The following is a 15,609-nucleotide window of genomic DNA, read 5'->3' as shown; positions in this document are numbered from 1 at the left end:
ACGCCTCCCCTCAAGCGCAAGTGTGCGCAATCACGGGGAAAATCGACAAGTCCCCCGCCACGAATCAAGTGTGACGGGGAACGCGGTCCTCAACTGCGCTTGGCGCGGGCGAAGGCCTCGGCCAGGGCGTTGTTGGCCGGCGGCGCGGGCGCGGCGGGACGGCTGCCATTGCCTTGGCCCCGGTTCGGCCCGCGGTTCTGGCCGCCTGCATCGCGGCGCGGACCCTGCCCATGGCCGCGCTCATCACGCTGGCCCGGGCGGCTGGTCGCTTGCCCGGGGGTATCGTCCAGGCGCCGGGTCAGGGCGATGCGCTTGCGCGCCACGTCCACCTCCAGCACCTTCACCTTGACGATATCACCGGCCTTGACCACGTCGCGCGGGTCCTTCACGAACGTATCGGAAAGCGCCGAGATGTGGATCAGGCCGTCCTGGTGCACACCGATATCGACGAAGGCACCGAAGGCCGCCACGTTGCTGACCACACCCTCGAGCACCATGCCCTCGCGCAGGTCCTTGATGTCCTCGACGCCCTCGGCGAAGCGTGCCGCCTTGAACTCGGGACGTGGGTCTCGGCCCGGCTTCTCCAGTTCCTTGAGGATGTCACGCACGGTCGGCACGCCGAAGGTGGCATCGGTGAACTGCTCGGCCTTCAGGCCGCGCAGGAAGCTGCCATCACCGATCAGCGCCTTGATCGGGCGCGCGGTGCTGGCCACGATGCGCTCGACCACCGGGTAGGCTTCCGGGTGTACCGCCGAAGCATCCAGCGGCTCATCACCGTCGGCAATGCGCAGGAAGCCCGCGCACTGTTCAAAGGTTTTCTCGCCCAGGCGCGCGACCTTCAGCAGGTCCTTGCGGCGCTTGAACGGGCCGTTCGCATCACGGTGGCGCACGATGTTCTCGGCCACCGTGGCCGACAGGCCGGACACCCGCGACAACAGTGCAGCCGAAGCGGTGTTCACGTACACGCCCACCGCGTTCACGCAGTCCTCCACGCGGGCATCCAGCGCGCGCGCCAGGCGGTACTGGTCCACATCGTGCTGGTACTGGCCGACACCGATCGCCTTGGGTTCGATCTTCACCAGTTCGGCCAGCGGGTCCTGCAGGCGGCGGGCGATCGACACCGCCCCACGTAGCGACACGTCCAGCTCCGGGAACTCCCTGGCCGCGAACTCGGACGCCGAATACACCGACGCCCCGGCCTCGCTGACCACTACCTTCTGCAGCTTCGGGTTGGCAGCGGCCTTGATCGCTTCACCAGCCAGCTTGTCGGTTTCGCGGCTGGCGGTGCCGTTGCCGATCGCGATCAGTTCCACGTTGTGCTTGGCGCACAGCTGCTTGATCGTCTGCAGCGACTGCTCCCACTGGCGACGCGGCTCGTGCGGGTAGATGGTGTCGGTGGCGACCAGCTTGCCGGTGGCATCGACCACGGCGATCTTGCAGCCGGTGCGGATGCCCGGGTCCAGTCCGAGCACGGTCTTCGGGCCGGCGGGTGCCGCCAGCAACAGATCCTTCAGGTTGTCGCCGAACACCGCGATGGCTTCGGCTTCGGCCTTTTCGCGGGCCTGGTTGAACAGGTCCAGCAGCAGATGGGTGTGCAGCTTGGCGCGCCAGGTCAGCCGGCACGCATCCAGCAGCCAGCGGTCGGCGGCGCGGCCCTGGTCGGCGATGCCGGCCTTGCGCGCCACGCGTCCTTCGGCGTACTGATGGCCAGCCTCGGCATCGCTGCCCGGGTCCAGTTCCAGGAGCAGGATCTCCTCGCGGCGCGCACGGAACAGTGCCAGCAAGCGATGCGACGGAATCTTCGCCAGCGCCTCGGCATGCTCGAAGTAGTCGCGGTACTTGGCGCCCTCGGTTTCCTTGCCCTCGGCGACGCGGGCACGGATCACCCCGGTCTCGCCCAGCCAGGTGCGCAGTTCACCGACCAGCGCGGCGTCTTCGCCCCAGCGCTCCATCAGGATCGCGCGCGCGCCTTCCAACGCGGCCTTGGTGTCGGCTACGCCCTTGTCGGCGTCGACGAAGGTGGCCGCGAACGTCTGCGGGTCCTGCGTCGGGTCGGCCAGCAGGCCATCGGCCAACGGCTCCAGGCCGGCCTCGCGGGCGATCTGCGCACGGGTGCGGCGCTTGGGCTTGTACGGCAGGTACAGGTCTTCCAGCCGGCTCTTGGTGTCGGCGGCCAGGATGTCATTGCGCAGCTCGTCACTGAGCTTGCCCTGCTCGCCGATGCTGGCCAGCACCGCCGCACGGCGGTCCTCCAGCTCGCGCAGGTAGGTCAGCCGGGTTTCCAGGTTGCGCAGCTGGGTGTCGTCCAGGCCACCGGTCACTTCCTTGCGGTAGCGCGCGATGAACGGAACGCTGGCGCCTTCGTCGAGCAGGCCGACTGCGGCGCGTACCTGGGCGGACTGGGCACCGATCTCGTCGGCGATGGTCTGGGCGATCTGCTGGGCGAGCGCGCTCTGGGCGTTCTTGGCGTCGTGCATTGCTTCAGGTCTGTGCCGCGTTTCGGGAAGCCCCCATTCTGGCAATCCGCGACGGAGCCGGACAAGGCATTGACAGGGGGCGAGGTTCAGCGGCGAAGCCGGATTGGACGCCGGCATCCTGGCAAAGAGCGGGCTCGGACTGGCCCGGGGCTGGGATGCCGGCGCGGGCGCGCGATGGTGGGCGCGCCCTGCCGCGTGTTGCGTCGGTCAGCGGTAGTGGCGAGCGGCGCGCTGCATGACGATGTCGTCACGCATGCCTTCCAGGGCCATCAGGCGGACCTTGCCGACACCCTGCAGTTCCATGAACCGCTCCGTGTAGAACTCCGGCCCCAGCGCGGTGTCGGCGCGGGATTTGCTGAAGCCGTAGGGCACCACGCCCTTCTCGCCATCCTTGCTACCACCGACATAAAGAACGATTGCCATGTGATGTATTCCTCCAAATTGCTACTGCGTACTGCGCTCGATGAGCGATGCTGCGAGCTCATCAAGGAAGAGCTTACCGCGTCGAACCTGACTGGAACGTCACGAAGGCTAATGACGATCGGTTGCATGCAGATGACTGCGGGATCGCAGCAGAATGCTTACGGATCTTTAACTTCCGGCTAACGAATCGGTGGGGGATTCCCGCCAACGGCGCAGCCCCTCGTGGGTGGTTTGGTTGGTCGCGGAAAGCCGGTTTCCTGTGGGCTGGCCGGGAGGGTGGGTAGGCCGGGGACGCCGTGAACCCAACCCGACCGACCAGCGCGAGGGTTTTGCATTTGACAACCAGGCATCACCACCCACGAGGGGCTGCGCCGTTGGCTGGAAACTACGGCCACCAACCACGCCCGAACCGGGCGAAATGATCGGCCGCGCGTTCGAACGGATTGCGTGCACTCACCCCGCCGCACAGCAGGTACACCGGCAGGTACAGCGGCCCCAGCACCATGTACTGGTAAACGTGCGCGCGCTCGTGGTCGTCCAGCCGGATCAGCGGCTCCACGCCCCACCCCGCCTGATGCGCATAGGTCCGGCAGCAGATGCCGAGGTCATGGCCGGTATGCAGGATCACGTTGCCCAGGGTGATCGCACCGCCCGGCCCCCACGGCCAGTGATCGAACACCACGGCGCAGTCCCGCCCGCTCCATCGCAGCGTCGCGCCGCCAAGCATGCCGGCCAAGCCGCCGATCAGGCCGATCAGTGTGTTGGGCAGCGTCCATGCGGCGCCCAGCATCTGCAGCGCGCGCAGCCAGAGCGGCCAGGATCGAGCGGCGGTGTTCAATCCGCCTCGTTCGGAATCAGCAGCCACAGGATCAGGTAGATCAGAATGCCGGGGAAGGCGGCCGAGCCGATCGATACCAGCACGAACACGATCCGCACCAGGGTGGGGTTCCAGCCGAAGCGATGGGCAATGCCGCCCATCACGCCGGCAATCATGCGGTCGTTCAATGAACGCGACAGCGTCTTGGGCGTGGTGTTCACGGCGGTGTCTCCTCGGCTTGCTGGCAGAATCAGTCGAGCACGCCGCGACTCTACACCGCCTCCGTGTCTACGGCGTGCGGAGACGCAGCGCCTGCAGGCGCGCACCGAACCAGGCGGCCGCGGTCTGTTCAGGCTGCCCCGGGCACTGGATGCGGTAAGGCTTCCCGCTCATGCTGCTCTGGCTGGCGGCGCGCTCGATGAACTGCTCGGCGCTGTCCACCATGTCCTTCTTCAGCAGGTAGTCGTACTTGCGCTGCAGATGAGCGCGCGCATCGCCGCCGTCGTACCAGCTGCCATTGCGCTGGAAACGGCACTGCGAGCCGTCCAGGCTGGAAATCAGCTGGGCGATCTCCCGGCGTGCATCGGCACTGGGTACGGCGTGGGCAAATTGTGCTGCCAGCAGTGCCGCAAGAATCAACGAAATCCGGTACGTCATCATCCCCCCAGGTCAATCGAGCATGGCTCGACTCTACAGGTCACGCGCCTTCAACCAGCCATCGATCGTGGCCGGCACTTCGCGCTGGGCGCGGCCGGACACATAGATACCAATGTGGCCACCGCGGAAACTGGACTCGGTGTAGTCGTCCGTGCCCAGGCGCCCACGCATCGCGCGCGAGGCGTCCGGCGGTACCAGATGGTCCTGCTCGGCATAGATGTTCAGCACCGGCAAGGTCACCTGCGACAGATCCACGGCTTCCTCGCCGATCCGCACCGTACCGTTCACCAGGCCGTTGCCCTGGTAGAACTGCTTGATGAAGTCACGGAACGCCTCGCCCGCCAGGTCCGGCGAATCGAAGATCCATTTTTCCATGCGCAGGAAATCCTCCAGCGCCGCCTTGTCGTCGAGGATATCGAGCAGACCGACGTACTTCTGCACGTTCAGGCGGAATGGCTTGAGCATCAGGTAGCTGGCATTCATCAGGTCAGCCGGTATGTTGCCCAGCGTATCCACCAGCAGATCCACGTCCACCTGCCGCGCCCAGTGCGAGAGCATGTTGTCGGCCGTCTGGAAATCGACCGGGGTGACCATGGTGATCAGCTTGCCCAGCTTCTCCCGGCGCAGCGCGGCATAGCACAGCGCGAACACACCGCCCTGGCAGATGCCGAGCAGGTCGATCGGGCCGCCACTGCGCACGCGCAGTGCATCCACCGCACCATCGATATAGCGCAGCAGATAGTCCTCCAGCGTCTGGAAGCGCTCCGAACGATCCGGGTAGCCCCAGTCCAGCACGTACACGTCCTGCCCGAGCGCCAACAGCTTCTGCACCAGGGAGCGGTCGGCCTGCAGGTCGACCATGTACGGCCGGTTGACCAGCGCGTAGACGATCAGCAGCGGCGTGCGCCGGGTCGGCGCCTGTTCGCCGACGAAGCGGTAGAGCACCACCTTGCCGTCGCGCCACACTTCCTCGCGGGCGGTCACGCCATAGTCAACGTCTTCCACCTGCGGCAGCAGCTTCAGCCCTTCCATCAGCTTGCGCTGCATCGCCAGGGTTTCCTGCATCAGGTCATCGGCGTTGAAGCCCAGCGGTCCCTTCATCGGTCACGTGCCCGTGAGGTGGTGCGAGATTCGGACTTTTTGGCAGCCGCCTTCTTTGCCGGCGCGGCCCTCTTCGCGGCCTTGCGGGCGGCTGGCTTCACCTTCGCCGGCGTCGGCTGCGCCACCGGATCGACCGCAGCGGTTCCAGCCAGCACCGCCACTTGTGCCTGCAGCCGGCGCAGGCTGCGCTCCAGCTCGGCGATGCGGCGGTGTGCGGCATCCATCTCGCTGCGGGTCGGCAGGCCGATACGTTCACTCATCTGTTCCACCTCGCGCTGCAGGCCGGCGCGCAGACGCATCTGCGCGTTGCCCAGCGAGGCGTACACCTGCTGGAACGGTTCGGACATGGCGACCTTGGCGTAGGCCTCCTCGGCCACTTCGATCCACAGGTCGAACATCGCGCGGGCGCTGGTCAGCTGGCTGCCGGGCTGCTCGTGCTCGGCCAGGCGCTGCTCGAACAGCGCGAAGGCCTCGTCCAGTGCCTGCTTGATCTGATCGACATAGGCGCGCGAATGCTGCTGGTATTCCTCCTGCGCACGCAGCAGGGCCCGCCAACGCGCCTGGTGCTCGCGGCCGGGGCCGAATGCCGGGCTCTGCAGCCACGGGCCCGCCTGCAGCTGGAACTGCTGCAGCCAGGCGGCGAACTCCGGAACCGCGGCGCCGGCGTGGGTGCTGCCACGGGCGCCCTGCAGCATCCATTGCAGCATGCCGTCGCCCTGCCCCTGCACCGCCTCGCGCCAGGCCTGGGCGACGTCGGCACTGCTGGCGTCGCGGCCGGCAAACCGTGCGGCGACCTCCTGCATGGTGCCGTACCAGCTGCCCGCCTGTTCGCGGAACCGGCGCACGGCATCTTCCGGCGCGCCGGGCGCCTGTTCGGGCAGCAATTGGCCCCACCAGTCAAACAACCGTTGCCAGCTGCCGGGGTCGTCACCGGCAGGTGCAGCGGGCGCGCCCGCATGGCGCAGAGCATCACCCCAGGCGCCGAAGTACTGCCGGGCCAGCGTCTCGAAATCGCTACTGCCGGCATCGTGGGCCGAGCTGGTCATCGCAGGCCTCCGCAGGGCTGGCTCATGGCTTGGGGATACGCAGGGTCTTGCTGATCATCAGCGACCCGGACAGGGCGAACAACAGCACCATCGGGTGCAGCTGCCACGGTCCGATCTGCCACTGGCCGAACCAGATGTTCTGGCCGATGGCATCGGTGCCCGCGGCGATCGCCAGTACGATCACCAGCACCAGGCTGGTCGGGATCGGGGTGCCCTCGAAATACGTGACCTTGCCCTCATCGCCGGTCATTGCCTCGGCTGTGACGTTGTAGCGTGCCAGGCGGCTGACGCCGCAGCAGACGAAGTAGCTCAGCACCAGCCAGTCCCAGCCACCCTGCATGCCGCAGGCATAGGCCAGCGCCGCTGGGGCCACCCCGAAGGAGATCACGTCGGACAGCGAGTCCAGCTCGCGGCCCAGGGTGGAGCTGGACTTGCGCCAGCGCGCGATGCGCCCATCAAGGGCGTCGAAGATGAAGGCCAACGGGATCAGCGCCATGCCGAACAGCAGGTAGCCACGCTCGCCGTCCTGCAGGAAGCGCATGGCGGCAAATACCGCACCGGTGCCGCAGAAAGCATTGGCCAGGGTGAACCAGTCGGCCAGCTGGAACTCGCGCAGCATCGAGAAGTGACGTTTCATGGGGACTCACGGAGCATCAAGGCCCACAGGTTACCGCGAGCGCCGTCGCTGGTGACAGCGCTGACGGGGTCCACCCTTCACCGCCCCCTCACCCGCCCTCACCGGCGGTGAATTTTTCGCCACCCATCTTGACAGCCTAGGGGGGTGGCGCCTGTCGCGGCTTATCCACAAAGTTGCCCACGCGTAATCCACACCCCCTGTGGACAACCAGATCTCACCGACTGCGACGGTGGACATTTCCTCATCACCCTGACGCGGGGTTTCCCTACTTCCCAAGCCGCGAGGTCGGCGCTATGGTCACCGGCGGGCCCGCCGCCGCCACGCCCGATTCCTGGTGACGGGCGATGATGATGCCGGATGCTTCCACCCTGGCCGCGCAGCTGCGAAGGCCCCGCCGCAGCGCCGCACTGGCGGTCAACACCCTGTGCTTGTACTTCCGCCTGCTGCTGGCGCAGCGGCGCTGAAGTGGTAGAGCCGGCCGCTGGCCGGCTGCCCCTGCCATTCCGGGGTGCCGGACGGCGGCAGGCAACTACCCAGCCTGCACCCGCCGCCAACGCGCGAAGCACAACACCTGCAGCACCAGCATGGCCAGCAACCCCAGCGGCCACGCCCACCACACGCCGGCCAGCCCGTGCTGCGCCTGCATCCACATCGCCAGCGGCAGTTCCACCAGCAGCACCGCTGCCATACCCAGCAACGCTGGCAACCATACCGTGCCGCTGCCGCGCATCACCCCGACAAGCACCGCGCTGATTCCCATCGCCAGCACGCCCCACACCACAGTGCGCAGCTGCAACGCAGCCAGCTCGCGCACGTCGGCTGCCGCCAGGATCAGCCCGGTCAGCCCGCGCGCCAGCGCCACAACCAGCACCACCACCACGCTCAGCGTCGCCAGCGCCACCAGCACACCAGTCCGGGCGATGGCCGGCAGCCGTGCTGTACGCCCGGCGCCCATCGCATGCGCCGCGAGGATGGTGGCGGTGATCCCCAACGACATTGCCGGCAACTGCACCCAGTTCATCAGCTGGTTGACCGCACCGTAGGCGGCCGTAGCGGTGTAGCCGTAACGGTTGATCCAGCCCAGCAACACGATTTCGGCGACGGCCAGGCTGAGCATCTGCAGCGAGGAGGGTATGCCGATGCGCAGCATCGATCGGATGATCGCGCCATCGAAACGAATGGCATGCAACAACTCAGGGCCCGGTGCCAGGGGATGTCCTGCCCGATGCCAACGCAACAACAGCCAGCCCAGGGCCAACAGCGAGGCAAACGCCGCCGACACCGCCGCACTGGCCGATCCCAGCCGCGGCAGGCCGGCCCAGCCCAGAATCAGCAGCGGCGTGCACAGCAGGCCGACCGCCGTGGCCAGCAGCAGCGCATGCAGCGGCGTCTTCGCATCGCCTACTGCGCGGCTCACGGCAGTGGCCAGCCACAGGAGGAAGAACGCCGGCGCCGCCAGCAGCAGCACGCGCGCGTAGACGATGGACTCACCGAGGATCGGTGCCGGTGTACCCAGTGACATCAGAAGCTGTGGTGCGAAACCGCTCCCCAGAGCCATCACCAGCACCGACAGCACAAGGATCAGCGCCACCGCACTGCCAGCCACCGCGCGCACCTGCTGCGGCCGACCCGCGCCCCAGGCGTGCCCGATCAGCACCATCGCGCCGGTCGCCAGGCCCATCACCAGGGCCAGCAGCAGGAAGAAGACCGGGAAGAACGCAGCGGCCACGGCCACCGCCTGGGTACCGAGCAGATGGCCGAGGTAGATGTTGTCCAGCGTGCCTGCGGCCAGCTGCAGCGCATTGGTCAGCAGCATCGGCAGCAGCAGGGCCAGGTAGGTGCGCCACAGAGGCGGCGCGACCAGGGGCGTGGGATGTACAGGGGAGTTCATGGGGTTCTCTGGGCAAGGCGCTGCCCTGCCCGGCGTTTCCACCAGCAAAGCAAGCACAGGGGACCGGGCCGTGGCCCGCGATCAGGTGGCGCCGCCGTTCAACGACGGCGCGATGGATCAGCCGTCAGCGCTGTCGAACGCCAGACGCAGGGCGTGGTCGCGCACATCCCTGGGCCAGGAATGCAGCACCGCTTCCAGGCCCGCACGGTCGTGCGCGAACAGCACGCGGATGGCCTCCTCGAAGCCCGGCAGGTCGCCGACGATGGTCTGCAGGAAGTGATAGGCGCGTTCGGCATCGCGACGCCGGCGGTCCTTGTCCGCACCGGCGCGGCTGGCCGTCTCCACCAGTTTTCGCAATGCCACCGAGGCGCCGCCCGGCTGCTCGGCCAGCCAGGCCCAATGGCGCGGCAGCAAGGTCACTTCACGGGCGACCACGCCCAGCTTGGGGCGGCCACGGCCACGCGGGGTCGCAGCGTCTTCGGCAGTGATTTCGGCATCCGCCTCGTCAGAGGGGGGAAACGCTTCGGTTACCCGCGCCAGCAGTTCCTCGTCACTGCCGCGCGTATCGAAATCGCGGGTGCGACCGGTGGCGTTGTCGAACACCAGCAATGGTCCGGCAGCGTTGTCGGCGCGCAGCCGCTTGAGCGCCAGTGCCGCCACTTCCGGGCTGCCGCAGGCAACGAGGCGATGGCCGTCGAAACAACTGAAGGGAGGGAGTCGGGACGCAGGCATGGCAATGGCATCAGAGGTGATGCGCGAATATTGCCCGGGTAATTTATGGCTGTCAATATTGCCCGGGCATTAATCGACCAAAAGAGCGTGCCAACCCAGATTGGCACTCACCGGAATGGTTGGCACCTCCCCGATTCACCGGGTCACAGCCGGCTGTAGGACCAACTGACCATGCGCCCGTCCTTGTACGGCATCACGCCGTGGAACGGGCGCGGGTCGGCGTCGAACACCAGCGGCAGGAAGTTGCGGTCGCCTTCCCACATCGGCAGCGTGTCCAGCTTGTCCAGATCTACCCACTCCAGCGTGCCTTCGTGGTTGCCGCCGTGCGGGGTACCTTCGAAGCTGTCGATGACGAACACGAAGCCCAGCCAGTCTTCGCCGTGCTTGCCGAAACCGGGCCAGCTGAGAGTGCCGCGCAGGCGCATGCCGGTGCAGTCGATGCCGGCTTCCTCGGCAATCTCGCGGCGCATGCTGGCCGCCACGTCCTCGTCCGCTTCGATCTTGCCACCCAGGCCGTTGTACTTGCCGAGGTGATGGTCACCGGGGCGCGTATTGCGATGGATCATCAGCACCTGGCGACGATCGGGCGACAGCACATAGCCCAGAGTGGCGACGATCGGGGTGTACGGCATGGGGCGGCATCCAGCGGCAGGTCAGCCCTGGATTATGGCCGATCAGCGCACGAGCGACAGGCGGCGCTCGGCAGGCGCACCGGCGCCATCGGGGTCACGGCGCAGCGTTGCGACGCCGTGGCCGCGCTCGGCCAGGTATTCCAGCCACTTGCCGAGGAAGGTGTTCATCCGCATGCGATGACTGATCAACTCCGCCGGAGGCGGGTACAGGCCCATGGTGTCCTGCCAGCGGCGGCCGACGTAGCAATGGGTGGTCTCGGCCTGGCGCGCGTCACGGTACAGGCGAACATAGGCCGAGGGATCCGGCTCGCCGGTGACCGGGTCGGCAATGTCGTAGGTCAGCCGCAGTTCCACCGTATAGCGGTGGCACTCGATCACGTCCAGGCGGACATCCAGGCCGTCGCCGATCGAGGAAATGTAGCTGCCCGCCGCCAGTCCCGCCGGTTCGAACAGGCGCACCAGATGGCGGTAGTTCTCCGCGTACAGGCCCATCAGCCAGCTCAGCCGGCTCAGGCGGGGAATGCGTTCGGTACGGGGCAAGGCTCGGGCCATGGGTCGATCCTACACGTTGGTGCTTCAACGTGGGGGCGCCTCAAGCCACAGCCAACCCGACGACGACGATCCCCCTGCAGGGCCGAGCCCACGCTCGGCTGCGCTTCGGCCAGAACCCGGTGGCCCAGCCGAGCGTGGGCTCGGCTCTACGGGCGCAGCCAGGCGCGCCGGAAAGGATCAATACAGCTCGCGCTGCAGCCCCAATGTGGCCAGCACCTTGCTGGAAATCTCCTCGATCGAGGTGTGGGTGGTGCTCAGGGTCGGGATCCGCTCCATGCGGAACATGGTCTCGGCCGCGGCCACCTCCCGCTTGCAGGTGTCCAGGTTCGCGTAGCGCGAGTTCGGACGGCGCTCCTGGCGGATCTGCTGCAGGCGGTCCGGATCGATGGTCAACCCGAACAGCTTGCGCCGGTAGTTGCGCAGGCGCGGCGGCAGGCGGTCGCTTTCCAGGTCCTCGTCGGTCAGCGGGTAGTTGGCCGCGCGCACTCCGTAATGCAGAGCCAGGTAGATGCAGGTGGGAGTCTTGCCGGCGCGCGACACCGCCACCAGGATCACGTCGGCATCGTCATAGTTCACTGCGATGCCGTCGTCATGGGTCAGGGCGAAGTTCATCGCGTTGATGCGGCGGTGGTACGTGTCGAAATCGACCATGCCGTGGGCCTGGCCGACCCGGGCCAGGCGAGGGCTGGCCAGTTCGCGCTCCAGTGGCTCGATGAACGGCGCGAACACATCCAGCATCAGGGCACCGCTGTCGGCCAGGATCAGACTCAGGCTCTGGTCCACGCAGGAGTTCACCACGATCGGCCGGACCTGGTACCGCTCCCCCGCCGCCTGGATCCGGGCGCAGGCTTCACGCGCTTTTTCAGGGTCGTCGACAAACGACATCCGATCGGTAATGAAGCTGAACCCGGAGAACTGGGTCAGCAGGCTATGCCCAATGGTTTCAGCGGTGATACCGGTTCCATCGGAAACGTAGAACACCGGACGGATGGTCGACATGCGCGCTTTTACCCCCTACGAAGCTTAAAAAGGCCGCCAGCACAAGCTTGTGCCGACGGTGCTCTGCCCGGCATCATATCGGCTTCTTCCTACGGACGCGGCCACTCAGCCCGCCTCGGGCGATGGCCAAACGGAGCATCGCGCTTGAACGAGAACATCCTGTGGTTGCACGAACTGCGTCTGGCCGATCTGGCCCGCGTAGGCGGCAAGAATTCGTCCCTGGGCGAGATGATCGGCAACCTGGCCGGTCTGGGCGTTTCGGTGCCGGGCGGTTATGCCACCACCGCTGAAGCCTTCAAGGACTTCATCGCGCACAACGACCTGTCCAAGCGCATCTTCGACAGGCTGGCCACGCTGGACGTCGAGGACGTCAACGCGCTGACCGCCGCCGGCAAGGAAATCCGCGGCTGGGTAATCGACGCCCCGCTGCAGCCGCAGCTGGACCAGGACATCCGCACCGCCTACGCCAAGCTGAGCGCCGAGAATGGCGGCGGCGACGTGGCCGTGGCCGTGCGTTCGTCTGCCACTGCCGAGGATCTGCCGGATGCGTCCTTCGCCGGCCAGCAGGAAACCTTCCTCAACGTGACCGGTGCCGACGACGTCGTGCACAAGGTCAAGGAAGTGTTCGCCTCGCTGTACAACGACCGCGCCATCGCCTACCGCGTGCACCACGGCTTCAAGCATGAGGACGTGTTCCTGTCCGCCGGCGTGCAGCTGATGGTGCGTTCGGGCGTCGGTTCCTCCGGCGTGCTGTTCACCCTGGACACCGAGTCCGGCTTCCGCGACGTGGTGTTCGTCACCTCCTCGTTCGGCCTGGGCGAGATGGTCGTGCAGGGCGCGGTCAATCCGGACGAATACTACGTCTACAAGCCCACCCTGCAGGCCGGCAAGCCGGCGATCCTGCGCCGCTCGCTCGGCAGCAAGGCGATCCGCATGGTGTATTCGGATGTCCCCGGTGAGCGCGTCCGTATCGAAGACACGCCGGCCGAACTGCGCACCACCTTCTCGATCAGCGACGAGGACGTGCAGGAACTGGCCAAGCAGGCGCTGGTCATCGAAAAGCACTACGGCCGCCCGATGGACATCGAGTGGGCCAAGGACGGTGTCAGCGGCAAGCTGTTCATCGTGCAGGCGCGCCCGGAAACGGTGAAGTCGCGCAGCCACGCCACCCAGATCGAGCGCTTCGCGCTGACCGAGAAGGGCGGCAAGGTGCTGGCCGAGGGCCGTGCCGTCGGCGCCAAGATTGGTTCGGGCGTAGCCCGCGTGGTGAAGACGCTGGACGACATGAACCGCGTGCAGCCGGGCGACGTGCTGATCGCCGACATGACCGATCCGGATTGGGAACCGGTGATGAAGCGCGCCTCGGCCATCGTCACCAACCGCGGTGGCCGCACCTGCCACGCCGCGATCATCGCGCGCGAGCTGGGCGTGCCGGCCGTGGTCGGTTCGGGCAACGCGACCCAGGTCATCGAAGATGGCCAGCTGGTCACCGTCAGCTGCGCTGAAGGCGATACCGGCTTCATCTACGAAGGCAAGCTCGGCTTTGAACGCACCACCACCGATCTGGGCAACATGCCGCCGGCGCCGCTGAAGATCATGATGAACGTGGCCAACCCGGAACGTGCCTTCGACTTCGGCCAGCTGCCGAACGCCGGCATCGGCCTGGCCCGCCTGGAAATGATCATCGCCAGCCACATCGGCATCCATCCGAATGCGCTGCTGGAATACGACCGCCAGGACGCCGCGACCAAGAAGAAGATCGACGAGAAGATCGCCGGCTACGGTGATCCGGTCAGCTTCTACGTCGACCGCCTGGCCGAAGGCATCGCCACCCTCACCGCCTCGGTCGCCCCGAACGCCGTGATCGTGCGCCTGTCGGACTTCAAGTCCAACGAGTACGCCAACCTGATCGGCGGCAGCAACTACGAGCCGCACGAAGAGAACCCGATGATCGGCTTCCGCGGCGCCAGCCGTTACGTCGATCCGAGCTTCTCGGCCGCCTTCGCGCTGGAGTGTAAGGCCGTGCTGCGCGTGCGCAACGAAATGGGCCTGGACAACCTGTGGGTCATGATTCCGTTCGTGCGCACCCTGGAAGAAGGCCGCAAGGTCATCGAGGTGCTGGAACAGAACGGCCTGAAGCAGGGCGAGAACGGCCTGAAGATCATCATGATGTGCGAAGTGCCGTCGAACGCACTGCTCGCCGATGAATTCCTGGAAATCTTCGACGGCTTCTCGATCGGCTCCAACGACCTGACCCAGCTGAGCCTGGGCCTGGACCGCGACTCGTCGATCGTCGCGCACCTGTTCGACGAACGTAACCCGGCGGTGAAAAAACTGCTGTCGATGGCGATCAAGTCGGCACGTGCCAAGGGCAAGTACGTTGGCATCTGCGGCCAGGGCCCGTCCGATCACCCGGATCTGGCCGAATGGCTGATGCAGGAAGGCATCGAGTCGGTGTCGCTGAACCCGGACACCGTGGTGGATACCTGGCTGCGCCTGGCCAAGCTGAAGGCCAACGGCTGATGCCGTGATGGGCTGACGTCGCTTTCATCGACGTCCGCCCATACTGCTGCTGCACGCAAGCCCCGCCTCTGCGGGGCTTGCTGTTTCTGGCGTCCACGCACGCCCGGCCCCACGCAGACATCGCTACGCAGCAAAGGACTTCCGCATGATCGCCGCCGCACCTCCCACCCCCGCCCCCGCCGCAACGCCCTGGTTCCACTCGCTCAACTGGGAGCGCCTGCTGGAAACCTACGGTGTGCCTTTACTGGCCGCCATCGTGGTGCTGCTGGTGGGCCTGTGGGTGGCGCGTCGCCTGTCCAACGCGATGCCGCGCGCCACTGCGCGCATGGGCGTGGATCCGATGCTCGGCAGCTTTCTGCGCAACGTGGTGTATGCCGCATCGCTGGTGATCGTAGTGGTGCTGGCCATCGGCACGCTGGGCGTGCAGATCACGCCGCTGCTGGCCGTGCTCGGCACCGCCGGCCTGGCCGTTGGCCTTGCCCTTAAGGATTCGCTGTCCAACATCGCCTCGGGCGTGATGCTGGTGACACTGCGGCCGTTCCGCGTCGGCGATGTGGTCACCGTGGCCGGACAGACCGGCACGGTGCGCGAAGTGCGCATTTTCCAGACCGTCATCACCGGTGCCGACAACCAGCACACCACCATTCCGAACACGCTGATCACCGCCGCACCGATCATCAACCTGACGGCCGAGCCGACCCGCCGCGTCGAACTGGTGATCGGCATCGGCTACGAGGACAACATCCAGCTGGCACGCGACACCGCGCTGGCGCTGATGAAGGCGGACCCGCGCGTGCTGCAGACGCCGGCACCGGACGTCGTGGTGTACGAGTTGGGGGCGCACGCGATCAACCTCGGCATCCGCTGCTACGTGAAGTCGGCCGACTGGTTCGGTACCAAGGTCACGCTGCTGGAGCAGCTGAAGCTGGGCTTTGACAGGGCCGGCATCAACATCCCGTATCCGCAGCAGGACATGCACCTTTACCTGCATGGCAAGGATGGCGGCGTGGTCGAGGCGGAGGCGCTGGTGCGCGACAAGCCCTGATCCCAAACAGAAATGCCGGCCAGCGGCCGGCACTACCCTGCCCCGCGCCCCCTGGTAGTGGGGGGGGGGGGGGGGGG

15 protein-coding genes are annotated in these 15,609 nt (G+C 66.7%); 2 read left to right on the top strand and 13 right to left on the bottom strand.

Annotated features, from left to right (window positions below):
* Positions 1-89 precede the first annotated feature (89 nt).
* From ACM0O9_RS03730 to ppsR, 13 genes are all read right to left on the bottom strand, one after another.
* A complete protein-coding gene (locus ACM0O9_RS03730) occupies positions 90-2,477 on the bottom strand; it encodes a Tex family protein (RefSeq protein ID WP_171955502.1) in 2,388 nt (795 codons plus the stop codon).
* Positions 2,478-2,684: 207 nt separating this feature from the next.
* On the bottom strand, positions 2,685-2,900 hold the full coding sequence (locus ACM0O9_RS03725) for a hypothetical protein (protein ID WP_005417149.1): 216 nt from the start codon (positions 2,898-2,900) through the stop codon (positions 2,685-2,687).
* Between the two features lie 385 nt (positions 2,901-3,285).
* A complete protein-coding gene (locus tag ACM0O9_RS03720) occupies positions 3,286-3,690 on the bottom strand; it encodes a hypothetical protein (RefSeq protein ID WP_088123871.1) in 405 nt (134 codons plus the stop codon).
* 44 nt (positions 3,691-3,734) lie between these two features.
* The gene (locus ACM0O9_RS03715) at positions 3,735-3,893 is read right to left on the bottom strand and encodes a PspC domain-containing protein (protein WP_194430536.1); all 159 of its coding nucleotides are present in this window, start codon (positions 3,891-3,893) and stop codon (positions 3,735-3,737) included.
* Positions 3,894-4,005: 112 nt separating this feature from the next.
* Positions 4,006-4,374, bottom strand: coding sequence for a YfeK family protein (locus tag ACM0O9_RS03710; RefSeq protein WP_065178532.1), 369 nt, complete (start codon positions 4,372-4,374; stop codon positions 4,006-4,008).
* Positions 4,375-4,407: 33 nt separating this feature from the next.
* A complete protein-coding gene (gene phaC / locus ACM0O9_RS03705) occupies positions 4,408-5,475 on the bottom strand; it encodes a class III poly(R)-hydroxyalkanoic acid synthase subunit PhaC (RefSeq protein WP_005417157.1) in 1,068 nt (355 codons plus the stop codon).
* A complete protein-coding gene (gene phaE / locus ACM0O9_RS03700; RefSeq protein WP_414604134.1) occupies positions 5,472-6,521 on the bottom strand; it encodes a class III poly(R)-hydroxyalkanoic acid synthase subunit PhaE in 1,050 nt (349 codons plus the stop codon). Before phaE ends, phaC begins: the two co-directional genes overlap by 4 nt.
* A gap of 22 nt (positions 6,522-6,543) precedes the next feature.
* Entirely contained in the window at positions 6,544-7,158 is a 615-nt protein-coding gene (locus ACM0O9_RS03695) for a CDP-alcohol phosphatidyltransferase family protein (RefSeq protein ID WP_019660264.1), read from the bottom strand.
* A gap of 529 nt (positions 7,159-7,687) precedes the next feature.
* Complete coding sequence (locus ACM0O9_RS03690) at positions 7,688-9,049, bottom strand: MATE family efflux transporter (RefSeq protein WP_065178522.1); 1,362 nt, start codon at positions 9,047-9,049, stop codon at positions 7,688-7,690.
* Positions 9,050-9,166: 117 nt separating this feature from the next.
* Positions 9,167-9,781, bottom strand: coding sequence for a DUF2239 family protein (locus tag ACM0O9_RS03685; protein WP_065185766.1), 615 nt, complete (start codon positions 9,779-9,781; stop codon positions 9,167-9,169).
* Between the two features lie 143 nt (positions 9,782-9,924).
* A complete protein-coding gene (locus ACM0O9_RS03680; RefSeq protein WP_005417168.1) occupies positions 9,925-10,413 on the bottom strand; it encodes an NUDIX hydrolase in 489 nt (162 codons plus the stop codon).
* A 42-nt stretch (positions 10,414-10,455) separates the two neighbouring features.
* On the bottom strand, positions 10,456-10,965 hold the full coding sequence (locus ACM0O9_RS03675; protein WP_032954273.1) for a DUF1249 domain-containing protein: 510 nt from the start codon (positions 10,963-10,965) through the stop codon (positions 10,456-10,458).
* Between the two features lie 177 nt (positions 10,966-11,142).
* Positions 11,143-11,964, bottom strand: coding sequence for a posphoenolpyruvate synthetase regulatory kinase/phosphorylase PpsR (gene ppsR / locus ACM0O9_RS03670; RefSeq protein WP_005417170.1), 822 nt, complete (start codon positions 11,962-11,964; stop codon positions 11,143-11,145).
* Between the two features lie 144 nt (positions 11,965-12,108).
* On the opposite strand from ppsR, the gene ppsA reads away from it, so the two are divergent.
* A complete protein-coding gene (gene ppsA / locus ACM0O9_RS03665) occupies positions 12,109-14,487 on the top strand; it encodes a phosphoenolpyruvate synthase (RefSeq protein ID WP_053499806.1) in 2,379 nt (792 codons plus the stop codon).
* A 145-nt stretch (positions 14,488-14,632) separates the two neighbouring features.
* The gene (locus tag ACM0O9_RS03660) at positions 14,633-15,532 is read left to right on the top strand and encodes a mechanosensitive ion channel family protein (protein ID WP_235649330.1); all 900 of its coding nucleotides are present in this window, start codon (positions 14,633-14,635) and stop codon (positions 15,530-15,532) included.
* Positions 15,533-15,609: the final 77 nt, after the last annotated feature.

Source organism: Stenotrophomonas sp. FR012, from assembly GCF_047520565.2.
Lineage (GTDB): Bacteria > Pseudomonadota > Gammaproteobacteria > Xanthomonadales > Xanthomonadaceae > Stenotrophomonas > Stenotrophomonas sepilia.
Note: the sequence above shows the minus strand (reverse complement) of the source record. Positions and strands in the feature narration are given on the sequence as shown.